At 69.3% G+C, this 22,800-nt stretch carries 28 protein-coding genes and 1 pseudogene; 13 read left to right on the top strand and 16 right to left on the bottom strand.

Annotation, left to right across the window (positions count from 1 at the left end):
- Positions 1–155: 155 nt before the first annotated feature.
- Positions 156–443 carry a hypothetical protein gene (locus tag ACFYYB_RS33565; RefSeq protein ID WP_389440322.1) on the top strand — a complete coding sequence of 96 codons (288 nt, stop codon included), beginning with the start codon at positions 156–158 and terminating at the stop codon, positions 441–443.
- Positions 444–791: 348 nt separating this feature from the next.
- On the opposite strand, the gene ACFYYB_RS33570 is transcribed toward ACFYYB_RS33565, so the two are convergent.
- Positions 792–1,427, bottom strand: a complete 636-nt coding sequence (locus ACFYYB_RS33570) for an MFS transporter (RefSeq protein WP_389440324.1) — start codon at positions 1,425–1,427, stop codon at positions 792–794.
- A 611-nt stretch (positions 1,428–2,038) separates the two neighbouring features.
- Between ACFYYB_RS33570 and ACFYYB_RS33575 the strand changes: the two genes are divergently transcribed.
- Together ACFYYB_RS33575 and ACFYYB_RS33580 are read left to right on the top strand one after the other, a co-directional pair.
- Positions 2,039–3,676: an ABC-F family ATP-binding cassette domain-containing protein gene (locus ACFYYB_RS33575; protein WP_389440326.1), complete on the top strand. Its 1,638-nt coding sequence runs from the start codon at positions 2,039–2,041 to the stop codon at positions 3,674–3,676.
- A gap of 88 nt (positions 3,677–3,764) precedes the next feature.
- A protein-coding gene (locus ACFYYB_RS33580; protein WP_389440328.1) for an IS5 family transposase occupies positions 3,765–4,603 on the top strand; the annotation gives its coding sequence in 2 pieces (ribosomal slippage) (positions 3,765–4,125 and positions 4,125–4,603; 840 coding nt in all).
- Here the strand turns inward: ACFYYB_RS33580 and ACFYYB_RS33585 are convergent.
- The 3 genes from ACFYYB_RS33585 to ACFYYB_RS33595 all read right to left on the bottom strand — a co-directional run bounded on the left by ACFYYB_RS33585 (position 4,600) and on the right by ACFYYB_RS33595 (position 7,589).
- Positions 4,600–6,159: an oxidoreductase gene (locus tag ACFYYB_RS33585; RefSeq protein ID WP_389440330.1), complete on the bottom strand. Its 1,560-nt coding sequence runs from the start codon at positions 6,157–6,159 to the stop codon at positions 4,600–4,602. The two genes, ACFYYB_RS33580 and ACFYYB_RS33585, sit on opposite strands and share 4 nt — an antisense overlap.
- 72 nt (positions 6,160–6,231) lie before the next feature.
- On the bottom strand, positions 6,232–6,756 hold the full coding sequence (locus tag ACFYYB_RS33590; RefSeq protein WP_389440332.1) for a hypothetical protein: 525 nt from the start codon (positions 6,754–6,756) through the stop codon (positions 6,232–6,234).
- A gap of 119 nt (positions 6,757–6,875) precedes the next feature.
- Complete coding sequence (locus tag ACFYYB_RS33595) at positions 6,876–7,589, bottom strand: transposase family protein (RefSeq protein WP_389440610.1); 714 nt, start codon at positions 7,587–7,589, stop codon at positions 6,876–6,878.
- A gap of 1 nt (position 7,590) precedes the next feature.
- Between ACFYYB_RS33595 and ACFYYB_RS33600 the strand changes: the two genes are divergently transcribed.
- Entirely contained in the window at positions 7,591–7,782 is a 192-nt protein-coding gene (locus ACFYYB_RS33600) for a hypothetical protein (protein WP_389440334.1), read from the top strand.
- Positions 7,783–7,927: 145 nt separating this feature from the next.
- Here the strand turns inward: ACFYYB_RS33600 and ACFYYB_RS33605 are convergent.
- A pseudogene (locus ACFYYB_RS33605) lies at positions 7,928–8,201 on the bottom strand (HNH endonuclease); the annotation flags it as partial.
- A gap of 375 nt (positions 8,202–8,576) precedes the next feature.
- Positions 8,577–9,182: a hypothetical protein gene (locus ACFYYB_RS33610; RefSeq protein WP_389440338.1), complete on the bottom strand. Its 606-nt coding sequence runs from the start codon at positions 9,180–9,182 to the stop codon at positions 8,577–8,579.
- A 96-nt stretch (positions 9,183–9,278) separates the two neighbouring features.
- On the opposite strand from ACFYYB_RS33610, the gene ACFYYB_RS33615 reads away from it, so the two are divergent.
- A complete protein-coding gene (locus ACFYYB_RS33615) occupies positions 9,279–9,503 on the top strand; it encodes a hypothetical protein (protein WP_389440341.1) in 225 nt (74 codons plus the stop codon).
- 191 nt (positions 9,504–9,694) lie between these two features.
- Here the strand turns inward: ACFYYB_RS33615 and ACFYYB_RS33620 are convergent, their stop codons facing one another.
- Both ACFYYB_RS33620 and ACFYYB_RS33625 read right to left on the bottom strand, forming a co-directional pair.
- Positions 9,695–11,890 carry a SpoIIE family protein phosphatase gene (locus ACFYYB_RS33620; protein ID WP_389440344.1) on the bottom strand — a complete coding sequence of 732 codons (2,196 nt, stop codon included), beginning with the start codon at positions 11,888–11,890 and terminating at the stop codon, positions 9,695–9,697.
- On the bottom strand, positions 11,835–12,278 hold the full coding sequence (locus ACFYYB_RS33625; protein ID WP_389440347.1) for an STAS domain-containing protein: 444 nt from the start codon (positions 12,276–12,278) through the stop codon (positions 11,835–11,837). The genes ACFYYB_RS33620 and ACFYYB_RS33625 overlap by 56 nt, the downstream gene beginning before the upstream one ends.
- Before the next feature lie 351 nt (positions 12,279–12,629).
- On the opposite strand from ACFYYB_RS33625, the gene ACFYYB_RS33630 reads away from it, so the two are divergent.
- Positions 12,630–12,950 (top strand): isoamylase early set domain-containing protein, encoded by a 321-nt coding sequence (locus ACFYYB_RS33630; protein WP_389440350.1) that lies wholly within the window; start codon positions 12,630–12,632, stop codon positions 12,948–12,950.
- 67 nt (positions 12,951–13,017) lie between these two features.
- Complete coding sequence (locus ACFYYB_RS33635) at positions 13,018–13,380, top strand: hypothetical protein (protein WP_389440352.1); 363 nt, start codon at positions 13,018–13,020, stop codon at positions 13,378–13,380.
- 75 nt (positions 13,381–13,455) lie between these two features.
- On the opposite strand, the gene ACFYYB_RS33640 is transcribed toward ACFYYB_RS33635, so the two are convergent.
- Together ACFYYB_RS33640 and ACFYYB_RS33645 are read right to left on the bottom strand one after the other, a co-directional pair.
- A complete protein-coding gene (locus ACFYYB_RS33640; protein WP_389440355.1) occupies positions 13,456–14,217 on the bottom strand; it encodes a hypothetical protein in 762 nt (253 codons plus the stop codon).
- Between the two features lie 185 nt (positions 14,218–14,402).
- Positions 14,403–14,723, bottom strand: coding sequence for a nuclear transport factor 2 family protein (locus tag ACFYYB_RS33645; RefSeq protein WP_389440358.1), 321 nt, complete (start codon positions 14,721–14,723; stop codon positions 14,403–14,405).
- 464 nt (positions 14,724–15,187) lie between these two features.
- Here ACFYYB_RS33645 and ACFYYB_RS33650 point away from each other — a divergent pair, with 464 nt between their 5' ends.
- Both ACFYYB_RS33650 and ACFYYB_RS33655 read left to right on the top strand, forming a co-directional pair.
- The gene (locus tag ACFYYB_RS33650; protein WP_389440361.1) at positions 15,188–15,628 is read left to right on the top strand and encodes a hypothetical protein; all 441 of its coding nucleotides are present in this window, start codon (positions 15,188–15,190) and stop codon (positions 15,626–15,628) included.
- A gap of 217 nt (positions 15,629–15,845) precedes the next feature.
- The gene (locus ACFYYB_RS33655) at positions 15,846–16,190 is read left to right on the top strand and encodes a hypothetical protein (RefSeq protein ID WP_389440364.1); all 345 of its coding nucleotides are present in this window, start codon (positions 15,846–15,848) and stop codon (positions 16,188–16,190) included.
- On the opposite strand, the gene ACFYYB_RS33660 is transcribed toward ACFYYB_RS33655, so the two are convergent.
- The gene (locus ACFYYB_RS33660; RefSeq protein WP_389440366.1) at positions 16,187–16,639 is read right to left on the bottom strand and encodes a lamin tail domain-containing protein; all 453 of its coding nucleotides are present in this window, start codon (positions 16,637–16,639) and stop codon (positions 16,187–16,189) included. The genes ACFYYB_RS33655 and ACFYYB_RS33660 overlap by 4 nt on opposite strands.
- Between ACFYYB_RS33660 and ACFYYB_RS33665 the strand changes: the two genes are divergently transcribed.
- From ACFYYB_RS33665 to ACFYYB_RS33675, 3 genes are all read left to right on the top strand, one after another.
- Positions 16,607–17,083 (top strand): HNH endonuclease family protein, encoded by a 477-nt coding sequence (locus ACFYYB_RS33665; RefSeq protein WP_389440368.1) that lies wholly within the window; start codon positions 16,607–16,609, stop codon positions 17,081–17,083. The two genes, ACFYYB_RS33660 and ACFYYB_RS33665, sit on opposite strands and share 33 nt — an antisense overlap.
- Complete coding sequence (locus tag ACFYYB_RS33670; RefSeq protein ID WP_389440370.1) at positions 17,080–17,412, top strand: hypothetical protein; 333 nt, start codon at positions 17,080–17,082, stop codon at positions 17,410–17,412. Before ACFYYB_RS33665 ends, ACFYYB_RS33670 begins: the two co-directional genes overlap by 4 nt.
- Positions 17,413–17,507: 95 nt before the next feature.
- Complete coding sequence (locus tag ACFYYB_RS33675) at positions 17,508–17,702, top strand: hypothetical protein (protein ID WP_389440372.1); 195 nt, start codon at positions 17,508–17,510, stop codon at positions 17,700–17,702.
- Positions 17,703–17,860: 158 nt separating this feature from the next.
- Here ACFYYB_RS33675 and ACFYYB_RS33680 read toward each other — a convergent pair whose 3' ends face one another.
- Positions 17,861–18,937 carry an RNA ligase (ATP) gene (locus tag ACFYYB_RS33680; RefSeq protein WP_389440375.1) on the bottom strand — a complete coding sequence of 359 codons (1,077 nt, stop codon included), beginning with the start codon at positions 18,935–18,937 and terminating at the stop codon, positions 17,861–17,863.
- A 268-nt stretch (positions 18,938–19,205) separates the two neighbouring features.
- Between ACFYYB_RS33680 and ACFYYB_RS33685 the strand changes: the two genes are divergently transcribed.
- The gene (locus ACFYYB_RS33685; protein ID WP_389440378.1) at positions 19,206–19,772 is read left to right on the top strand and encodes a hypothetical protein; all 567 of its coding nucleotides are present in this window, start codon (positions 19,206–19,208) and stop codon (positions 19,770–19,772) included.
- 222 nt (positions 19,773–19,994) lie between these two features.
- Here ACFYYB_RS33685 and ACFYYB_RS33690 read toward each other — a convergent pair whose 3' ends face one another.
- From ACFYYB_RS33690 to ACFYYB_RS33705, 4 genes are read right to left on the bottom strand one after another with little or no spacing between them, the layout of a single operon-like run.
- Complete coding sequence (locus ACFYYB_RS33690) at positions 19,995–20,510, bottom strand: hypothetical protein (RefSeq protein WP_389440381.1); 516 nt, start codon at positions 20,508–20,510, stop codon at positions 19,995–19,997.
- A 34-nt stretch (positions 20,511–20,544) separates the two neighbouring features.
- Entirely contained in the window at positions 20,545–21,045 is a 501-nt protein-coding gene (locus ACFYYB_RS33695; protein WP_389440383.1) for a hypothetical protein, read from the bottom strand.
- Positions 21,046–21,074: 29 nt separating this feature from the next.
- Complete coding sequence (locus ACFYYB_RS33700; protein WP_389440385.1) at positions 21,075–22,412, bottom strand: hypothetical protein; 1,338 nt, start codon at positions 22,410–22,412, stop codon at positions 21,075–21,077.
- Between the two features lie 11 nt (positions 22,413–22,423).
- The gene (locus ACFYYB_RS33705) at positions 22,424–22,687 is read right to left on the bottom strand and encodes a hypothetical protein (RefSeq protein WP_389440388.1); all 264 of its coding nucleotides are present in this window, start codon (positions 22,685–22,687) and stop codon (positions 22,424–22,426) included.
- Between the last annotated feature and the right edge of the window lie 113 nt (positions 22,688–22,800).

Below are 22,800 nucleotides of genomic sequence, written 5' to 3' on the forward strand. Positions count from 1 at the left end.
CGCTTTAATCGCAGCGCATTTGTGCCGACATAGGCCGGTGGGCGGCGAGGCACTCATTGATGGTCCAAGCGGTCGCGACCCGGCAGGTGTTCCAGGACGGGCCCACAGTCCGTCCGTCCTGTGGATCTCCGCGCCTTCGGGGTAGGCGTCCGCGCATGGTAGCCGAACGCGAACTCCTCACGTCTTTGCGGACCGCACGCCAACTGCGCCGCATCCGCTCCCACTACGCGGCCGGAGCCCTGCTGTGGGCGGCCGCGGCCGCCTGGACAGGATGGCTTGACCCGGGAAGCCGGCAGATGTGGGTCTGCGCCCTCCTGCTCGGCGTGTTCACCGCCCTGCTGGCCACCGCCGTCCACCAGCTCCACCACCTCCGACCCGCCACACCGCCGACGCACCATGCCGCGCCCCGACGATCGCCCACCCCTCTTCGGGGGAGCGCGTGATCCAGGAGTTCCCGCGGTCGTTGACCTGGAGGGCCGACGCGCGGGAGTGATCGTCCATGTTCGGGCCATGCGTCCGCTCGACAAGGCCGGCAGGTCGGCTTCGGTGAGACCTAGGGCGCTTCTTTCGGATCACCACTGACCAGACTATGAGGCCTGTGTGGTGGCTTCGAGACGGCCTGGATCGTCCCGCACGGGTCCGCTGCCTGGTGCTGGGGGAATTTGTCCTGTCTCCGGGGAACCCAGTCGCTATGGTCGTCATGATCACGCAGACCATGAACAGGGGGAGCGATGGGCCGGACAGGCAGAACGAGACGACCGGTCTCGGTGTCGATCGCCTCCAGTCCCTCCTCAGCGGAAGCCGTGGGCCCGCGGCGCGTTCGACTCCGGGAGGCGGCGGAAGCCGAGGACGAGGTTGGCCAGGCCGATCGGCAGGTTGATCAGGAGAATCATCTGCCAGCCCAGACCGGCGATGTCCGCAGCGGTGAGCACGGCGCCCAGGGCGGGGCCGAGGACGCCGCCGAGCGACATGACCATGCCGTACAGGCCGAACGCCTTCGCCCGGGACGGTCCTTCGACGGTGACCGCGATGGTGGCCAGGACCTGCGGCACAATCACTGCGACGCCGACGCCCTGCACCGCCCGTGCCGCCACCATGAGTTGTGGGCTGGTGGCGATCCCGCACAGCAGTGAGGCCAGGGTGAAGAGGACGGTCCTGGCAAGGAAGACGCGTTTGCGGCCGTAGAGGTCGCCGAGGCGACCACCGGTGATCAGGCCGAGGGCGAAGGTCAGCGCGTAGGCGGCGGGGATCCACTGCATCGCGGCGCTGGAGGCGCCGGTGTCCGCCTGGATCAGGGGCAGGGCGGTGTAGACGATGGAGGCGTCGAGCGCGTTCATCAGCTCGGCGACCAGCACCACGGCCAAAGTGATCGCGGCGCTACGGCCGGTGCGCACGGTGTGCGGCCGGAAGGGGGTGTGGGTGGGCATGGAGGTGGGTTCCTGTTCGCGTGCGAAGGGGGGTGGGGGCAGGGGCGGGCCTGGGCAGGCCCCCTGTACGCCGGCAGCGCGACAGGGTGGAGCGAGGAAGGTGCAACGGGCCCAGGCCATGGGAGGGCGCCGCCATCGAGGCATGCGTCAGCGGTCCGGCATCGCGGACGGCTGGGGATGAGCCTCAAAACGAGCGGCTACAGGGCCTGGGATCGAAAGTCACTTCGCGGTCGGGACGGACGGCCGGGGAGCGAAGACACCGGCGTATCCTCCTCGCGTCCGACCCCGCCAGGGAATCGGGTGGCACGGCTGCGGGGTCGGTGTGTACCGTAGTGAACGGTCTTGTTGTCACCGATTGAGGTGGATTTTGCGCATCTGAGGTACCTGCCCCCGCTCGACAGCACGGTGTCATCGCCCGTGCCGTCCCGCCACGCCCGGTTCACCCGGCGATGGCGGTGGTGTGCCTGTGTCCTCTGCGCGTTTCCCGGCCCTTTGTGCCGGTCCGACCCCGTAGACATTCACCGCGCTCCCGCCTGCCGTCGCGTACCGAGCTGGTACCTCCCCTCACAATTGTCACCACAGGTGACCGATTGCTTTCGATAGGTGACCATATGGCCGCAACCCTGACCATCAAGAACCTCGCCGCGGGCCACAGCGACCTTCCCTTGTTCACCGACCTCGACCTCGTCGTGCCCCCGGGCGAGGTGATCGGCCTCGTCGGCGCCAACGGGGCGGGCAAGTCCACCCTGCTGCGCATCCTCGCTGGACTCGACCAGCCCGGGGAAGGACAGGTCTACACGGCCCCGGCCGGCGCGACCGTCGGATACCTGCCCCAGGAAGCGGACCGTCGCCCGGGGGAAAGTGTCTATGCCTTTCTCGCCCGCCGCACCGGTGTCGCCGCAGCTCAGCACGCGCTGGACAGTGCCGCGCAGGCCTTGGCCGACAACGTGGCCGGGGCGGATGATGCCTACGCCAGCAGTCTGGAGCGCTGGCTCGCTCTGGGCGGCGCCGACCTGGACGCACGCGCGGAACAGGTCGCCGCCACGCTCGGTCTCGGGGTCCACCTGGAGCAGGACATGACGTCCCTGTCCGGTGGACAGGCCGCCCGCGCTCAGCTGGCGTCCCTGCTGCTGTCCCGCTACGACGTCTTCCTCTTGGACGAGCCCACCAACGACCTCGACCTGGCCGGCCTGGAACAACTCGAGCAGTTCGTCCGCGGGCTGCGGGCCGGCGCGGTCGTGGTCAGTCATGACCGTGAGTTCCTCACCCGCACCGTCACCCAGGTCCTCGAACTCGACCGCGCCCAGCAGCAGGTGCGCCTGTTCGGAGGCGGCTACACGGCCTATCTGGAGGAACGCGAGCGCGCCAAGCGGCACGCCCGCGAGGAGTACGAGGAGTACGCCGAGCGGAAGTCCGCCCTCCAGGAACGGGCCAACGTCCACCGGTCCTGGGCCGACAAAGGAGTACGCACCGCGCAGCGCCGCAGCCGGGACAACAACAAGCTCGGCCGCAACGCACGCACGGAGAACAGCGAGAACCTGGCCGCCAAGGCCAAGCAGGCAGAGCGCCTGATCGAGCGTCTCGAGGAGGTGGAGGAGCCCCGCAAGGAGTGGCAGCTGCGGATGCACATCGCCACCACGTCACGGTCCGGCGCGGTCGTGGCCACCCTGCGCGACGCCGTCATCCGGCGCGGCGACTTCGCTCTCGGTCCCGTCTCGCTACAGGTCGACCGGGGCGACCGGATTGCCATCACTGGCGCCAACGGCACCGGAAAGTCCACCCTGCTGGGCGCACTCCTTGGCCGTATCCCGCTCGACTCCGGCCACCACCGCCTCGGCACCGCAGTGGTGACCGGCGAGATCGACCAGGCTCGCGCCCTGTTCCACGGGGCCGAAACCCTCCTGGACGCCTTCGGCGCCGGGGCGTCCTTCATGGAACCGGCCGAGGTCCGTACCCTGCTGGCGAAGTTCGGCCTCGGCGCCGAGCATGTCCTACGGCCGGCGACCACGCTCTCCCCCGGCGAGCGGACCCGGGCCGCGCTCGCGCTGCTCCAGGGCCGCGGGGTGAACCTGCTTGTCCTGGACGAGCCCACCAACCACCTCGACCTCCCGGCAATCGAACAACTCGAAGCCGCCCTCGACTCCTACGACGGCACCTTGCTGCTCGTCTCCCACGACCGCCGGCTCCTGGAAGCAGTACGGGTCACCCGTCGAATGCACCTGGAGGACGGCCAGATCACCGGCACCTGAGAGGAGAACGAATCCTTCGCTGCCTTGATCCACTGCCCGAGCCGCTAGGAACTCCTAACGAAAAGATGGTTGGATCACTCCGGGACTGATGATCCGGGGGTGCTGGGTGGCTCGACCGAAGCCATGGAACGTCGACGATGAGCTGTGGGCGGTGGTCGGGCCACTGCTGCCGAAGGTCGAGCTTCGGGCCCGGCACCCCGGGCGTAAGCGGCGTCCTGACCGGCTGGTGTTCCAGGGCATTCTGTTCGTTCTGCACACCGGGATCGCATGGGAACACCTGCCGCAGGAGCTCGGCTTCGGGTCGGGCATGACCTGCTGGCGGCGTCTCGCCGAGTGGACTGAGGCCGGTGTGTGGCCCCGGCTGCACGAGGTCCTCCTCGCCAAGTTCCGCAGCGCGAGTGCTCTGGACTTCTCTCGGGCGGCGGTCGACGGCTCCCACATCCGGGCGTTAAAGGTGGCTCCGAGACCGGACGAAGCCCCGTTGACCGGGGCAGGACGGGCAGCAAACACCACCTGATCACCGACGCCGCCGGCATTCCGCTCGCTGCCACCCTGACTGGCGGGAACCGCAATGACGTCACCCAGCTGATCCCACTCCTCCAGGCTGTGCCGCCGGTCCGGGGCAAGCGCGGCCGGCCCCGGCGCCGTCCGGACATGGTGCTCGGTGACCGCGGCTACGACCACGACAAGTACCGCCGTCTCGTCTGGGACCTCGGTGTGAAGCCCGTGATCGCCCGCCGCGGCACCGGGCACGGCTCCGGTCTGAGCAAACAACGCTGGGTCGTGGAGCGCGCGTTCACCCACTTTCACTGGTTCCGCCGCCTGCGGATCCGCTGGGAGATACGCGATGACATCCACGAGGCCTTCCTCACCCTGGGATGCGCACTCATCTGCTGGAGGCGCCTGGACTCGGCTGTCGCCCGCTAGCTCTTCTGCAGGGCACGGGTGACACCCGAGATGACGGCGGTCGTCAGCACCCAGCCGAAGGCGATCAGGAGGTAGGCCAGCGCCTGAAGGCTGTCGTTCGACCAGTACCAGGCCGTGCGCTGACCCAGACCACCGATAGGGATCAAAAGGTCAAGTGTGTAGACAAGGGGCTGGAAGGGGGCGCCCTCACCTTGTTTGACTGGGTTGGGGGAGCGGGTGCCGAAGGACAGCGTGCCCAGCAAGCTCAGCGCGAGGAGCCAGACGCCGGCCAGCCAGGGGCGGTAGCCGTACCCGACGGTCGCGTCCAGCAGGTGCCCCCACGCGCGCGCGGCCAGGGGCAGAGTCTGACGCCGGTGGCGCTGTTTGGCCAGGAGCACGCGGCGGGCGTCGTCGTCGTGGCCGGCCTTCCGGTACCAGCTCGCCAACTGCTCATAGGGCTGGGGGTTGTAGCCCGGGCTGCGTCGTATCCACGCCACGCGGCGGGCCACGGAGTCCCGCCGTCCCACCGCCTCCCGCCGCTCGCCCGCCCCATTCCCCTTGATGGAGCCGTAGACGAAGCCGTCCAGCTCCACCACCTTCGGCCAGCTGTGGTCGCTGTCGTGGAGGTAGGAGACCTGCGCGCCCCGCAGGTCCACGGCGGCGGACGGTTGCCGGGCGAGGGTGAAATCGAAGTCGACCGCCTGCATCAGCAGGGCGGCCAATGACGGGCCGCGGCCGTCGGGCGTCCCGTTGAGGACGGCTCCTTCAAAGGTGAGTTTGTCCGAGATCCGGGCACCCCGCAGCCGTACGGTCCCGTTCGCGACGAACCCGTCGGAGAAGTCGAGCGTCGAGGCCACGGCGTTGTCCAGGGCGAGCGCCACCCCGCGCCGGCCGGGGCGTTCCAGCAGCGCGCCCCGCATGTGCAGTCCGCCCGGCAGCTGTGCCCCCATGAGGCGGACTTCACCGTGTGCCACGAATCCGTCGTCGCAGTAGACACCTCCCTCCGCCACCAGTCCACCGGCGGACACCGCCCATGCCTCGGGTGCCGTGATCTCAGCGCCGCTGAGATTCACGGCGCCACTCACGTGGGCGTTGATGAGCGACAAGGCGGTGACCTTGCGGTGGAGGGGCGAAGCAGAGCCACCCCCCAGGCGGGAACGCCGCAAGTCAAGGCGTCCCTCGATGCGGATCAAGCCGGCTTCCACGCCGCCCGCCACCCGGCTGCCCACTATCGCAATCGACTGGGTCGACGCTCCGGAGAGGTCCACGCCCTCCTCGAACCAGCAGTCCTCCAGCCAGAGTGCGTGAGCGATCTGGGCGCCGGCCAGGTTGAGGTGCCCGGATACCCGCGCCCCGGCGAGCCGCAGGCAGGCGACAGCGCCCGTCTGCGTGGTGTTCGCACCTTGGAGGAGCGCCACGATCACGGCGGCCCGGACCGTCCGCCCGGGGCCCCACTGCCCACCCCCGTCGACGCGGTCGTCCTCGGGCACGCCCGTGCGCAGGTCCACGCGGGATCCCTCGGGGAACAGGTCCCACAGCTCACGCTCGGGTGAAGTCAACTGGTCGTATGAGAGCACTCGTGCAGAGTAGTGATCTTCCTTCGCACTCGCCTGCCCTATCGCACACGGATCGGAGGGCGGCCCATTCTGTTAGGAGTTCTTAGACCGGCGTACCGTGGCCTCCAGCAGAACACCCGCCAGTTCGGTCTGGCTGGTCTGGTTGAGTAGTCGTTTGGGCACGATCAACAGGCTGGCCTTCCAACCGAGGCGGCCGGTCACCACGTAGGCCCGCTCCGTCTCGTAGTAGCGGTACATGGTGCGCCACGGCACCCGCATGAGTTCCTTGGAGCCTTGGGAGACGACGCAGCCTGCGTGGTCGATGACGGCCTGCTTCTCCCCAGTGGCCTGGTCGGCACGGAACATACGGCCGGCGAGCATCGGGGGAAGGAACAGGCCGAGCGCACCGTAGAAGAGGGCGAGCGCCAGCAGACCCGTGTTGATCGGGTCGCCGCTACCGGGCTTCAGGCTCAGCGCCGTCATCAGGGCCGCGGCCACGAGGATGAGCCAGCGCAGGTATCGGAACCATCCGGTTGCTGCGAGGGCTTCGTCGAATTCCTCCCGCGTCAGGCTTCCGCTGAAGGTGATGGGTGTCTGTGTCTGCTGTATGTCGTCCACGGGCGCGGAGCCTACAGGCCCGTGCCCGGCCCGCTGACGGACGAGTCCGCAGCCCACTCGCGTGGAACTCCGTCAATCGCTCTTCCGGTAGTTCATGAACCAGTGAGCCTTCTCCAGCCTCATGTTGAGGCGTGGTGAAGGACGAGAACAGCCTTCACGACATCGGTGATCCGGTTGGTGCTGCAGCGGAGCTTCTGCGGGAGGCGCCAGCCTTTCAGGGCGGCCATGGCCTGCTTGCCCACGCACCGGATCTTGGCATGGCTCTTGTTGTGCCGTCGCTTCCAGTGCTTGAGCCGGCGGCCCCGGAAGGGGACTTGGATGTGCCGGCCAGCACCTTGGTACGCCTTGTCTGCCCAGCACTTCACTCGCGCGGTGGCGAGCGCGTCGACGATCCCGTGGTTGCGGGCGGCCGTCAGGTCGTGGGTGGCTCCGGGCAGGGCGGGGGAAGCCCAGAGCAGTCGGCCGAACGGGTCGGTGAGGACTTGCACGTTCATGCCGTGGCGCTTGTGTTTGCCCGAGTAGTAGGGGGTGTCGGCGGCAATCCGGTCGATCGGCAGCAGGGTGCCGTCCAGGATCACGAATGCCTTCGCATGGGCGGTCTCCACCGCCTCGGCCAGACTCGGTGCGCGAGCGGCCAGGACTTCGATGGCCTCGCGTATGTACCGGTAGACGGTCGCGATGCCGATTCCGAACCCGGCGGCAAGCTGGGCGCAGGTGTCGCCGCACCGTAGATGTGCCAGCGCAAGCAGGGCCTGACGGCTGGCGGGCAGCCGTCGCCACCGCGTACCGATCTCCCGTTGCCGGATGGCGAGCTGCTCGGTCAAGTGCCGCAGGGTGACTTCCCCGGTCGCTGGGGTGCGGGCGGCCCGCCGTCTGGAGGTGGTCGCCGAGCGGGTCGGCTACTGGGCGGCCCGCGGCACCGCCGCCGACCTCGACACCGCGCAGGCAGCCACCCACCTCGGGCTCAACGAGGACGCGGCACGCAAACTGATGGCCCGCTTCGGACGGTGGAGCCCGTACCGCTGACCACGCTGCTCCGGGCGAAGCGGGGCGGCCCGCCCGGACCGACGTGCGAAGGAAGCCCCGGACGAGCTCGACCAACCAGCCTGCCAGGACACCAACCCGTACGCGGCGGCCACGCAGGTCCGGGAAGAGGGTCCCGCCCCGAGGGCTACAGGGCGCTTTCGTAGACGACGGTCGTGGTTGGGCAGTCCTCAGCGAGCCCCGAGGAGCGCCTGGACCTCAGCCTCGTCGGCCGCGAGATCCCACCGGAGCTTGGTTCCGACCCAGGTCGCGGTGTACGTGCAGTGGTAAGAGCCGTCCGAGGGCAGCCACTCCGCCGGGTCCTTGTCGGACTTGCTCCTGTTGGAGGCGGCGGAGACCGCGATCAGGGTGTCCGGGCTCGCCTGGTCGTTGGCGTACGCCTCACGCCGCGCCGCCGACCAAGGCGCTTGTTCAGCTGGCGAGGAGCGTCATTCGAACCGTGCCGTATTCCAGCCTGAAGCTGGTGATTGAGCGGTCAGAGCCTGCATCCCTACTACCCGGTCAGGGGTGCCCTGATGGCGTTGCGGTCCGCGGGAAGGCCGACGTGCTCGAACCCCAGGTGGAATAGTTCTCATGGCTAGCCAGAGTGCGGGGGTCGTACAACGCTGGTGCTACGTATAGCGCAGCCGGCGCCGCCGCCCTTTACAGGGACGCCTGGTGCAGTACGGATATGTCCAGCAGCCCCAGCACTCCCGCTGGAAACCTCGGGTCGTCGGCCAAGAGCTGGAGCAGACGAAGTGGTGTGTCCACCGCTGCTCCGCGCCTCATGCATCCGGCTACGTCCGCTGGTCAGCCTCGTCCATCAGCTCGTCCAGGGCCGCACGCGCGAGAGGAACGAAGCGCCGCTGCAGGTCCTCCACGAGAGGGCCGGTTTCCGCAGCGGAGGAGCGATAGCGATCCTTCTGCTCATCAGTCAGCGGCCCTCTGCTCAGTTCCATCAGATACTGGATCGGCGGGTGGATGTGCCGATCTATCGCCTCCGCGTACTCGGCACCAGCCTGCGCCACACCAATGGGTCCTTCGAGCTCAACCGTGTTCGCTGCCTGGCGAGTCGCCCGAACCGCGTCGATGGCTGCACCACGCAGTACGTCATAACGATGCTGGTCATAGGGCTCCAGCGTCAGCCGTGCCAGTTGCCAGATAGCCCCCTGCGCTTCATGAGCTGCATCCATCAAACCCTGGTAGGCAGCCTGCCGATGATCCCGGCGCCACTTGTGGTGCTCGACGCGCAATTCACGAAGCGCAGCACGATCTTGTGCGGCCTCTTGGCGTATCTGCTGCCGTTCCAGAGCCTCGTTCCTACGCCGCTCAGTCCGAGAAGTTACGAACGCCGTCAGTCCGCTGCCCAGCAGCGTGCCGACAATCGCAATGGCCGTGGTCATCCATGTGCTTGTCACAAGCAGACATTGTGAAGCACAGGCCTCGCACCCATCCGGGCGATCAGCGCAGAGAGCAACGCGATACGTCACGCCGGCGGTATGACCGGCTTCAGCGTCCGCTGCCGGCCGGACGCGGTGGAGATCGCGGTCTCCGACGCCTCCCCGGATCTCCCCCGCACACCGGGCACACTCGCCTTCGTGCCGGGAGGTTTCGGCTGGCTGGTGATCAACCGCCTCGCCGCCCGCACGGAAATCTCGGCCAGCCACGAGCGCAAGACCATCACCGCCTACGTGACACTCGCAGGCGCCGCCCCCGACGCGTGACCGACCATTGCTGCTTCGCCGTCGAACGTACGCTTCCCGCGGGTGTCGAGCAGGCCGGTGGCCACTACAGCCGTTAGGCGCTCCGGGTCGAGGACCACCTGCGACAGCTCGCCAGGAGAAACGGCGGATCGGCCCACTGGATGCGTAATGCTCGTGGTGGGCCGTTGTCCTGCTCCGTAGGGCTGGTTGGTTCAGGTGGCGGTCAGGACCAGGACGGCCTGGTCGTCGTCGATGTTGTGGCCGTGGGTGAAGGTGCGGACAGCCTCGACGAGGGTGTCGATGATGTCCTGTGCGGCTGGCTGAAGCGGTATGTCGTCCAGGGCTGTGGCCAGTCGTTCTTCACCGAACTGTGCACCGCTGTCGTTGCGGGCTTCGGTGATGCCGTCGGTGTAGAGCAGCAGGCTCTCCTGCGGGTTCAGGTGGAGGTGGTGGACACGTGCGCCGGGGTCGGGGGTGACCCCGAGGAGGAGCCCGGGTGCTTCGACGGTGTGCGCGATGCGTTCGGTGTCGAGGTGGATGGGGTGGGTGTGGCCGGCGCGCACCAGGTCGATGTCGAGTCCGTGGTCGGTGGGGGTGAGCTGGCCGTAGACGAGGGTGACGAAGCCGGTGCCGTGGCCGGCGGGGCGTTTGATGAGGGCGGTGTTGATGGCCTGGACGACGCTGTCGGGGCCTGGCAGGAGGGGCGCGACGGCGCGGGCGGTGTGGCGGACCAGTGCGGTGGTGGTGGCTGCGATCGCGCCGCGGCCGCAGACGTCGCCGAGGAGGAAGGCCCAGCGGCCGTCGTCGAGGGGGAAGACGTCGTAGAAGTCGCCGCCGATGTTCAGGCCTTCGCCGGCGGGGTGGTAGTAGGTCGCGACGTCGGTGCCGGGCACGGCGGGGAGTTCGGGTAGGAGGAGGCCGGCTTGCAGGTCGCGGGCGAGGGCGGCGCGCTGGGTGTACTGGCGGGCGTTGCGGACGGCGGAGGAGGCGCGCCGGGCGAGTTCCTCGGCCAGGGCCACAGCGTGGCCGTCGAAGACGTGTACGCCGGTGGACAGCAGTGTCATCGTGCCGAAGACGGCGCCGCGATCCATCAGGGGGACGCACAGGTATCCAGTGACGCCCAGGTCCTGCCAGGGGCCGGGACCGGTGGGCGTGCGCCGGGCCACCTCGCTGGTGCCCGAGGCCAGGACGCGGGCGACCGCGTCGTCGGCGGCGTCGTAGACGGGGATGTGGGTGGCGAGGAGTTCGCGCTGCCGCTGGTCGGCGGCGGCAGTCGCGACACGGTGCACCCGTCCGGCATCGATGGTGTCCACCGCGCACAGCGGGGCCAGCCGGGGGACGCAGGAGTCCGCCAGGCGGGCCAGGGCCTGGCCGGCGTCGAGGTCGCTGGACAGGGCGGTGCTGGCGTCGAGGAGGAACGAGAGGTCGTCGCGGGCGGCCATCTCCCGGTCTTCGGCGGCCTGGCGGGCCTGTTCGGCGTGCGCGCGCTCGATGGCGAGCGCGGCCGTGTCGGCGAACACTCGGGCCAGAGCAAGGTCGGCTTCCTGCGGGGTGCGCGGGGTGCGGTGGTACATCGCGAAGGTGCCCAGCAGCGACCCGTCGCGGGCCAGGATCGGAGTGGACCAGCAGGCGGCCAGCCCGGCCTTGAAGGCCAGGTCCCGGAAGTCGTCCCAGAACGGGTCGGTGGCAATGTCCGAGACGCTGACCCGCTGGCGGCGGTGGGCGGCGGTGCCGCAGGAGCCGACACCTTCCCCGGTCGCGATGCCGTCGATGGCCTCGTTGTAGAAATCGGGCAGGCTGGGAGCAGCACCATGGCGAAGGTGACGGCCGTCGGAATCGGCCAGGAGAACGGAGACCAGTACTTCCTCCGGCGCAAGGTCCTCGATGGCGCGGGCCATGCCGTCCAGGACGTCGGGCAGGGGGGCCTGGCGGGCGATCTGCTCCAGCAGGACACGGTGCTCGGCGGTCAGCCTGGCGGCGTGCCTGACCTGGGTGGTCTCCACCCCGATCACCTGGACGCCCATGGTGTTGCCGCCGGCATCGACTCGGGGCTCGTAGGTGAAGTCGAAGAAGGCTTCGACGGGTCCGGTCTCCTGGTCGAGCAGGATCCGGGTGTTGAGTGCGGTGCAGGCCGTGCCGGTGCGGTAGACCCGGTCGAGGAAGCCTATGACGCCCTGCCCGAGGAGGTGGGGCATCAGCTGGCCCAGCGGCACCCCGGTCGCGGTGGGCTCGGTACCGCCGAGGGCGGTGAAGAACGCGGTGTTCGCCGTCTGCAGCATGTGCGCGGGACCCGCGAGGGAGGCGAATACCGCCGTCGACTCCCCGAACAGCACCCTCAGGTCATCTGCAGGCTCAGGTGTCACCGGTCGGCGCTCCGCCTTGGGCTGCTGTCCCGGTACGACCGTCATGTGCGAGTCCTTCATTCGGTTGTACCGGAGGGGTGGCGGTGTCGGAGTCCGCTGCCAGGGCCTGGGTGGCGTCGGGGTACAGGGTGAAGAGCTTGTCCAGGCCTGTGATCTTGAACAGGCGGGTGGTCGTGGCGGGCACCGCCGCGAGCCGCAGTACCCGGCCATCCGCCGACAGCCACTGGTGGAGCTGGACCAGAGCGCCGATTCCGGTGGAGTCGCAGAACGTCAGAGCCGAGCAATCGACCACCACCGGCGGCCCCGCCTGACGGCCGCCGGCCAGCTCCTTCTCGCCGGCCTCACGCAGCTGCACCACGCTGTCGAAATCGAGGTCCCCGCGCAGCGCGAGCACCACACCCAGGGCTTCCTGCCGTATATCGACCGAGAACATCCCCAACATCCTCCACGTGGTACGCCTGCAACAGGATCCCATGGTAGAGACCAACGGATGCAGGGCTACGGTCACCGGGCAACGAGGAACCTGGGCGGCCGAGGCTGGAAGGAGGCAGGGAACGAGGAGGGCTGCGCCCCATCCGATCCGGTGCGATCGGCGTCGGCCTTGAGGCTCAGGCCGACCTCCCGGCCTGGTTACCCACCGCGTGCTTGCCACCCGCGTTTACCGGGCGACTTCAATAGCTTCCCGCCCGGCCGGGAATCCCGGTGGTGGCCGCGGTTCCAGTCGGATGATCCGCGCGCGGCGCGCCGCCGCCAACCACCCCAGCCGGCCCGACCACGGGTGAGGATGCACTCGCTGCCCTTCCTCGACTCGTCACGGCGGGAGAACACCGTGCTGGAACGCAAGCTCCTCAAGAACCGGATTCAGGTCACCTTCGTCCTGCCCGAGGACCAGCCGACGGCCCCGGTCAGCGTGGTCGGGGACTTCAACCACTGGAACCCCGCCGCGCACCCCCTGGAATCGCGCGGCGACGGCACCCGAGCCACCGCAGTGTCCCTGCCCTCGCACAGCGCGCACTCCTTCCGCTACCTCGCGGCCGGCGACTACTGGTTCGACGACGACACCGCGGACAGCCACGACGGCATCAACGGCAGCATCCACACCTGACGCAGGAGACGGATCCTGCGGGCCCCAACACCTCACGCCCCGGCCCCGCACCTCTACAGTGCCGACCATGAATGATCACGAGGACCTTTTTCTGCGCGTCCGCGCCGTGCTCGCGGAGGCCGGATTCGAGGAAATCTCCTCTGGGGCCGGGGGCGTCCACCTCATCCACCATGCCCGCGGGATCATGGTCGGCTGGATGCCCACCGAGCTCACCCACCCTTCGGCCCGCGGTCGCGGAGCACGCCGGCCCGGGCCCGTGCAGCCGGACCTGCACGGGCTGCGCCGCGCTTTCGGCCTAGCCCTCGCGGCCGCCCTGCGCGGCGCCGGCGTCACGGTCAAGACCCGCGGCGAAGAATGGCTCCTGGTCGCTTGTCGTGCGGTGTTGGGGTGTTCACGAGAGCTTCTGACCAGTGGACTTACTCGCCCGTGAAGATCGCTTTCCTTTCGCGGGGTGATCGTTTCCCGGCTGCTGCCGGCCACAGCGCTCGGGGCACCGAATCGACTACTACCGGTTGCCATGGGTGTCGTGGACAACGTGAACCCCGAGCGGAGGCACCTCGTAGTGGAGGCGCAGTCCCGGACTGTGTTCCGGAGCGAACCAGCTGTAGGCCCACAGGGCCTGTTCGCCACCTAGGACGGTCGTCGACGTTTCGAGAAGGGACCCGCCGGACTCGGCCGTGATCCTGAGCGGCAGCTGGGCATTCTCGGAGCGATTACCCAACTCCCACCCGATACCGAGGAGTTCAGCTTCCGCCCCACCTTCCGCGCGGACCTCCAGGGAGGCGAACAGCCCGCTCGGACCCCGCACTACACCCGGGTGCCAGGCGACCCGGCCCTGCCCCCGGTACAGCACCTCGGGCTCGACCACGAAGGGCAGCTTCCGCCCGGTCGGCGCCTCGCCGATGAAGCTGATCAGTTGCAGGCCCAGCGGGCGTACCCAGAACTGCAGCCAAGCCTCATCTACTCGGACTTCGCCGAACCGTCCAGTGGCTCGGTAGCGCCGCACCTCACGCTCCATGTCCTGGAACGGCACGAGGAATCCCGGGCTGTCCGGCCCACGGAGAGTCATCCCGGCAGGGCCGAGCGGGTCGAGTGCCTCCCACTCGGCACCCTCGATCAGCCCCTCCGGCGCATCCACGACAAGGGTCAGGACCAAACCCACGGGCCCGCGAACCAGCCCGGTGTGCCAGATGCAGATCCCGTCCGCCTCGTGCAGAACCTCCGGGTCCCGCAGGATTTCCGGCGGGGGCGGCGCATCAGAGCTCACGGCTTCTCTCCGATTCAGGGTGAGATGTCACAGTCCATGGTCTTCTCATCGGAGAAGAAGCGCACGCGAACGAGGCCCCACCCGGAGGGATGGAGCCTCGTTTCGGTGTCCGAGCTGAGGAGAGGCACGGGCGCTGTGAGCTGCACTGGGCCAAAGCAGCTGAGGGGCGGTGGTTGTCGCCCTACTCAGGCCTGGCCTGTCTCGAAGCGGACGATGTGGCCGTCGGCGATCTCGAATCGCCAGGCGGTGCGCATCTCGCCCCAGGTGTCGTTGCGGTAGTCGACCACCAGAGAGCGGCCCCCGTCGGTTTCGGAGTCGACCGACATGTGGCCGTGGCAGGACCAGATCTCCCGCTCCGTCCAGTCGTCGACGTCCCGGTCGGAACCGTCGTCGGACATCGTCGCGCCGGGGGTCAGGACCGCGTGGAAGGCGGTGCGGTCCCCGGCGTTGACGGCGGTGACGAAGGCGCGGACGGCCGGGTCGGTCAGCTGGGTGGGGTCGATCACCGGGGCTCCTTGTGGGCTGGGTGTGCTGTTAGCCATTCCAGCCCAGAAAACACCATGGTCAAGTCCAGCGGAGCGACCTTCACACGTTCGGCGCCCTGCCGGTGGCGTCGGAAACCCGGTGGACGGGCATGCCGCCGCTCTGCCGAGCGGGTGTTGCCTTTGGGTGGAACAACCGCTTGGCCTCAGTGCCTCCCGAAGCCGTGACTATTTGCTGCTCGCCCTCGTGCACCAAGCCACACCCGTCAACCCGAGACTGCCCGCAGGGGCCCGAGGTAGAACGCATGAACCGCAGGGGACGGCTGGTCGACTGAAGCCCCAGGAGGCCGATGGTGTCGCCGCGGTCCCGCGCATGGTGGGGAGTTCAGAAAGCCCCCTGCGAAGGGGGTACATGCACCGGTATAGGTGGTACTCGGAGGCGGGTTGTGGCCTCCAGGTCGGCCGCGAACTCGAGGGAGGACACTCCGATGGACGATGTGCCTTGTGAGCTGGCGCAGGACCAGGGCGAGGAGCACCCGGAGGTGCTCATGGATCCGCCGGGCGGTGTGTACGCCGCCTCGCCGCGTCAACTGCTGACGGTGGCGAACCACATGCTGCGCTGGTCTACCCGTATGACGGTGCTCGCGCACCAGGGCGGCGTCACGGCCGAGGAGGAGCGGTCTTACCGCCTGCACCGCGCGGTGGTCGCGGACCGGGTGGCGCTGCTGACCGGGATGCCGGCTGACCTGGACGACGCGAGCTTCACCGCGGTCGCGCTCCTGTCCCTCGACGACGCGTTCATCGCCCCACCGGAGGCCGGGGACGTGCTTGCGCCTCGCGAATACGCCAGGGCGTCCTACCGGGTCTGGATCAATGCAAACCCCACTTTGGACCCACTGACCCCGGGCGACTGGGGCGCCGCCGTGTGATCGGAGACCGGTTCCTGCCAATGGTCACCGACGGCTGTCATGGGTCGCGAAGCGGACCGGCTACCTCGATCCGCAGGCCGGAGTTCATTACCGGGTCGGCGGCGAGGACGTGGCGTCGCGGCGTCCACGACTCGTCCGCAATCCGGCCCGCCTCCAGGAGGAATGACGGCGGTGACGTGCCGCTGAGGCAGAGGGACGAAGGTGCGATGATCTGTTCGTGGTGACAGATGTCGAGTGGGCTCGGATTCGGAGGGACCTGCGCTTCGGGCAGGTCTTCGAGGGCACCGTGGTGAAGGTTCCCCGGCCCGGTGCGATCGGGATCTTCGTGGACATCGGCCTGTGCGTGGGAGGTTTTGTCGACGTTCTGCTGCTGCCGAGCGAGGGCGAAGACTGGCCAGCGGAGGGCACGATTGCCGATTTCGAGATCTGGTGGGCAGACAGCCGCCAGCAGATCCGGCTGAAGCCGACCGACTCGCGATATCTGCGGACCCACTTCACAGACTTCGTCGAACGCTTCCGTCCCAGCTGGCCTGCCGACGTCGGCCAGCCCATTCGTGACTAGCAGGTTTTGTAGTCGTAGCGGGTGGAGTTGTATGCGCAGGTGTGGTGGACGGTCTTGTTGGCACGGCGCAGGGTCGCGGTGTCCTTGTCGTTGTTGCAGACGTACCCTGCGCGCTGCTGGAACAGGGTCGTGGCTGTGTTTGTGCCCTTCCCCGTCTTGACCGTGACCGTCTTTCCGGCCTTCAGGGTGAACGTGGCAAAGGTGTAGACGTGGCTGGAGGTGTCGGTCAGTGTCCAGCCCTTGAGGTTGACCGCGGTACTGGTGCCGTTGGTGATCTGTACCCATTCACCGTTGATCGAGGGGTTGGTGCGGGTGTCGCTGCCGGGGGAGTCGTACCAGATCTTCGAGATGCGCAGGGCGCCGGCAGCGTGGGCCTGGCTGGGGAGTGCGCGCTGAAGGTTGCTGTCCAGAAGGCGATGACGGGCTACTCCCGGGAGAAGTTCACGCACTGGGCCGGGCAGGGTGACAGCTGCGACACCCGCGAAGCTGTCCTGGAGCGTGCGGGCAAGGGCGTGAAGCGCGATGCCGCGTGTAAGGCCGTCTCCGGGACCTGGGTGTCGGTCTATGACGGGATCACCGTCACCGACGCGGGGAAGCTCGACATTGACCACATGGTCCCGCTCGCGAATGCCTGGCGGTCGGGGGCTGGGTCGTGGACGGCGGAGCGGCGTAAGGAGTTCGCGAACGACCTGACCCGACCGCAACTGCTCGCGGTGTCGGCGGCGACGAACCGGTCCAAGGGTGGCCAGGGCCCCGATGAATGGCAGCCCCCGGCCAAGGGCTACTGGTGCACCTATGCCACGGCGTGGACGAACGTGAAGAGCACCTACCAGCTGACGGTGACCAACGGCGAGAAGACGAAGCTGACCGAGATGCTGGAGACCTGCTCATGACCGACACGCCCACCGACGGCGCCCCTCAGCCCGACCAGAGCGCAGTCCCGGACGGGTCGGTCCCGTTGACCGACCACCTGAAGGCAGGGCCGGGCGGAGCGATGACCGATGAGGTCGGCGTCGTCACCGGCGACGTCACCGTGATGACCGAGGCTGGCCCGGACGGAACAGCCTCGGTCCGGATCCAGTACACGGGCGCCGAGGAGTGGTACACCCTCACCGGCAGCCCCGCGCCCCTTCCACCCGGCGGCCTCGCCGCGTTCCACAAGCTCGTGGTGGAGGCCGTGAAGGCCGGAGGCGCCGCTGAGGTCCCCGCAACCACTTCGTGAAAACTCGCCTGCGACGCGGACTGGCTGCGGCATCGTCGTGTTCAGGCGGTTCCGCATCGTGGGCTGCCTGAATGCGGGGGCGAGGGGGTGGGGCCGTGGTGAGTAGGCGCGAGACCTGGACGACCGAGGAGTTCGGCACCTCCCACACCGGATCGGTCGAGGCTGTCTTGGGTGACGGCAGTGTGCCGGCCCCGGTGTATTTCGACAGCGGCTCCGGCGGGGGAGGGGACCCGGTCTCGCAGTGGAGCCTCTATGTCGGCCACTGGCCCCACGTCCCGCCCCAGCGCTGAGAGCTGCCCCCGTGCAGCCTGAGCCTTCGCCGCCCTCCGGAGATGAAGCTCAGACTGCATGCGGACACCACGTCAAACTGCAAGCGCTCTCCACGGCCCAGGTCATCAGCGAAGATCATCGGATCAGCGTACGCGGATGGCCCCCGCCCCGGTCGGTGTCACTCGTACTCGGTGCCGCCCTTGCGGGTCAGGTAGGCCGGGCTGACCGCCTTCGCGATGGCGCGGCCGCCCACGACTGGGCTGTAGCGCTCGGCCGTCGGTCGGATGACGACCCCCTCGCGCAGGTGCGCGGCCTTGCCGGAGACGGTCTCGCGGCCGCTCGCCAGCTCCAGGACGGTGTCGAGCGCGTACGGACCCTCGTACAGCTTTGGCACCAGCGGCAGTTCGCCGTTGTCCAGCACCGCGGCCGGGTCCAGCCAGCGCAGCTGTCCGCCGATCTCGGCGGACACGTCGAAGACGGCGTAGCCGGGCGGGGCGTCGGCGGTGCGGGCGTCCGTCCCGTACGCGAGGTCCTGGACGCCCGCTCCGTAGACCTCACCGAAGATCCCGACCCGGCTCGCGCCGAGCCGGGCAGCCAGTTTCGCCGCGACGGCCGGGACGTCATGGCCCTGGACGGCACGCCAGTAGAGGTTGCGCTCGTCTTCCTTGAGGGCCAGCCCCTTGGCACCGAAGCCCTTGGATGTGACCAGCGTCCGCTCGCCCTCGGCGACGTAGGTGAACAGGCAAGCTGTGCCGTGCAGTTTCTCGGTGAGCACGACCGGCTCGCCGCTCTCGAAGATTTGCGGGTAGCGCTGGAGGTTCTCGATGTCCACCCACGGCATCAGGTCGGGGGCCGATTCGACCTCCCCGCTCATGGTGGTCGGGATCGGCGGCGCCCATTTGGTGATGCCGAGCACCTCCGCGAAATCCGTGCCCTCCGCGGCCGCCCGGGCCAGGTCGACTCCGGCGAGGGCGCGCGGCCGGCAGACGATCCCCTGCGAGAGTTCGCCGCGCAGCCGGACCGCCTTGACCCGGTCGGCGGAGCCTCCAGCGAGCCGGCCGGTCAGTCCCAGTTCCTCGATCAGTTCGGCGGGCAGCACGGACTGTTCGGGTATGTAGAGCGCGAACTCACCGGCTCGGTAAGCCCCCTTGGCGATGACGGCACGGTAGAGACCCACCTGGGCCAGCTCCAGCGCGTCGGCGTTCGGGTGTTCGTGGACGGTCAGTTCCTCAGCGGTGACTCTCAACGTCGACATGTGCGGCTCCGGTGGCAGGGTCGGTGGCTGCCCACTGTCCATCGCGCCATATGCGCTGGTCCAGTGGAAATCCGGGTGTTAATCTGCCGCGCCGTCACATCCGACTGTATGTACCATGTACCGCGCCCAGTCGTCGGAGGCTCATGTGTCACCTCGTCCGTCCGGCCCCTGATGTCGATCGCTCTCAGCTAGCCGGCCCGCCGCGAGCAGGCGATCACCACTTTCGAAGACTTCACCACGCGATCCCGGCGCGCTCTCGGACGCGGTGGTGTCGGCGCGCCGCGAACGCTTCGACATCCCGGTGGGCGCGCAGGAGTGGGCGCGGGCGGAGGCCCGTATCCGGGAGGCGGCCGGTCTGCTTGGGCGGGCCGGGCAGGCGGAGGGCGCGGGGGATGTGGCCGCGCTGGACTACCTCCTGGTCGCCGCCGCCGTCCACGCCCCCGCTCTGGTCCGGGCACGGTTGCAGGCGGCGGCGGAGGCCTTCGAGCAGGCCGGCCGCGCACCGGGCGAGCGCTCCCTGACGGGGCGGGCGCGGGCTGGCTGGCGGGCTTCCGCGCGCGCGTTGGAACGCGCCCCGCGCACCGCACGCGGCGGCAGCGCCGCCGTGGTCCTGACGCTGCTCCTGGCCCTGGTGGAGGCGGTGGAGGCCGCCCGGCTGTGGCACGAGGCGAAGGAGTACCGGGCGCAGGCGAAGGCGGCGGCCGCCGCCGGTCTGCTGCTGCGCGAGGCTGCTGTCGCGGCGGGCGCCCCCGCTGCTCGTACGGGCGTACGGCGCCTTCGCGTGCACGTACCTCGGGCCGTGGCCCGGGGCCGTCGCCGCGCGTTGGCCCGGTAGCACCGCGCACGCCGCCCGGTCCGGAGCGGCCGGGCCCGTCCCGGTCCCGCTGAACGCGCAGTCCGCCGAACTTCGAGGAGCCTCCTAGGTCGGCTGCCGCGGGGTCGGGGAGGCCTTCGCGGGCGGGCCGGGGGCGGCGTGGAGGCTGACGCATCCGGGGGCCGCGAGCAGTGTGATGACGAACAGGGGCCCGCGGTCTTGGTTCGCTGTCGGAGCCCGCCGTCAGAGCTTGCCGAAGGCGACCCCGCGCCAGGTCCATCCGGCACCGAGGACGGTGTCCCGCAGTGGATCCTTCATATCCGCGGGATCGAAGCGGAACGTCTCCGTCTTCTCCAGCTTGCCGTCGGCCCCCCGCCCGATCTCCCAACGGCGCGAGACCGCGGTCACCTGCCCGCGGGAGTGCTCGCGCGAGGCCGCCAGGCTGGGGGTGCCCCCGACCCAGGTGATCTCCCACTGCTCGTCGACGGTGCGTACCTCGTGGTTCCCGGGGACCAAGCGCATCCTTGTTTTGAGCGTCCGGTCCAGCTGGGTCCTGGCGAAGAAGGTGCGCCAAGCCGGCTCCAGGATCCGCCACTCGGCCACCAGGTCGGCGCCCTCCGCGGGGGTAGCGGCGCGTACCAGGTACGGCACGTCTGGCCCGTTGAGCGAGAGCAGCGCTTCCCGGACCTCTTGTGCGGAACGCGGTGCGACACCGCTGTCGGGGTGCCTGGTGCCGGTCAGTCTGTCGAAGAGGCCCATCGGGGCAGCCTGCCTTCCGCGTCGGCGTGACGCACTAGGACGCCGTCCCGGTGATGTCCGGGCGGACCGTGCGGAGGAAGTCCTGGAAATCGCCCAGGACATGGTCGTGCTGGTTCGCGGTGGCGGTCAGGACCAGCTGGATCACCGCTCGCCTGCGCCGGTCCGCGAGGTCCAGGACCGTCAGGTAGACGTGGGACTGGACGAGGTCGCGGGGGGTGCCGTCGATGAGGACTGAAAAGCTCAGCCGCTGGGCCAGGCCGGGTGCGTCCGCGGTGCCGGTCTCGCGGCGGGCGGTCAGCACCACGGATTGCGCGGCCCCGTGCAGCCGCTCCACCGACTCGTCAGCGATGTCGTCCAGTGTCGCCGGGTCCGGCCGGAAGTCCCCGTCGACGGTGATGTTGGCGGTGAATCCCGCGTCCGGCTCGGAGTGCAGGGCGACGAAGGCCACGTCGGCGGCGGCCACCTCGTCCAGGGGTGCGGGGCGCCAGTTCTCCGGGAGGGCGAACTCGATGGGGACCGGCAGTGTCGTGGGCACCTCGGGCCTTCCTTCCAGGGGGTCGTGCATCAGTCGAGCCAGCGGCCGACGGTGCCCTTGACTGAGCCGGCGAAGTCGCCGACCGCGTCGGCCGCGTTGCCGACGGTGTTCACGACCTTGTCGGGATCGACGGTGAACTCGAGCCCCACGGCGCCGCCTTTACCGGGGGAGAGGCCCACCTTGCCGCCGAAGTGGTATTTGCCGTCGTCCTCCTTGCCGAAGGTCAGTTTCGCCTCGGCACCCGGACCGTACCAGCCCTCCGCCGTCGAGCCGAAGCCGATCCCGCCGACCTCCGCTCCTCCGGCGACCGAGCCCTTCGCCCCGGCGAACGCCTTCGCGTTGAGGGTGACCCCCTCCTTGCCCGCACGGGCCCCGAGCTGGGCCTCGGCGCCGGCGAATCCCTCGGCCCGGCCGTAGGCGCCGACATGCCCGTAGTCGACGCGCCCCTCGACCAGGCCACGTGCTCCCAGGGAGGCCTCGGCCTTGGCGTTGACGCCCTTGTCGGTGAATCCCCAGTTCGCGGAGGCCCTGGCGCCCGCGTAGCCGTCGGCGATCCCGGACAGTTTCAGGTCGCCGTTGGTCAGGGAGCCCGTCGCGGTGGCGTGGAAGAGGTCGGCGTACGCCTTGGCCGAGGCCTCCTTGCCGTACTTGGTCCCGGTGGCCGAAGCTCCCAGGTCGGGCCCCGTGAAGGTGGCCTCGCCCTCGGCGGTCCACCCGTCCGTCTTCGTGCCGACGTCCTTGTCCGGCCGGGGCGCCCCCGCCTTGGCCAGGTCGGTCTCGGGATGGGCGTTGAACCCGCCCAGCGTCTCGTCGCCCCGGCCCAGGAGGTCGCGGTTGCTGTCGAGGACGGCGGAGGCGAGGGCGGTCCTGACGCCCTCGTCGAGCACGGTGAAGGCCTTCACCCAGTCGTCGATGTGCGCCTGCCACCGGCTGACCGCGTCGCTGATGGAGGCCTGGCCGTCGGGGTCGTGGTGGTAGGCGCTGCGCTCGGCGGGAGTCAGCTTCCCGTAGTCGAAGGCGACGCGGCCCCCCTCGGAGACGGTCATGCCGGCGGCGATGGCGTCGCCGCGGGCACTTTCCAGCTTCTTCCTCAGCTCGGCGAACTTCTCGTGCGACTGCCGCAGCAGGCTCGCGACCGCCTTGGCCTGGGTCTGGGCGGCGGCGTATTCGTACCGGGTCGCCGCGAAGCCGGTGTGGGCGGCCTGGGCGCTGACACCGACCCAGGTCTGCTCCGTGCCGATCTTCTGGACGGTGTCGCCGTAGCGGGTCTCGACCTTGTGCAGCTCGGCCGCCATCTCGTCCCATGCGCCGGCCGCCGTCGTCAGCAGGCCCAGGTCGATGGTCATGACTTCGTGGTACGTCGGCATCGCCGTTCCCCCTACAGACCGTTCAGCTTCGACTGCGGCGCCAGAAACTGGTCGCCCAGCCCGGTGTCGTTCCGGGTGAAGAGCGAGGAGGCCCCGCGCAGCGAGTTCTTCTCGACCGACAGGCGGCCCATTAGGGTCTTCACCTGCTGGTGCCAGGTGTCCGTGACGGTCTTCAGGCCGTGGGCGGTCTCCCAGCCGGCGAAGGCCTTCCGGGCGGTGGCGGTGTCCTGGTCCGCGCGTGCCCGGCGCGACTCCTGGCCGAATGCAACTGACATGGCTACGCCCCCCGATGGATCGGGGTCGATCATATGTACAACGGAGGTTCGGGGGCCAAGCGCCCTCGGGTTCCGCTACAGGGGGCGCTTCCCAGGTCAGGGTGGTTCCGTGC

The organism is Streptomyces sp. NPDC002886 (genome assembly GCF_042888445.1).
Taxonomy (GTDB): domain Bacteria; phylum Actinomycetota; class Actinomycetes; order Streptomycetales; family Streptomycetaceae; genus Streptomyces.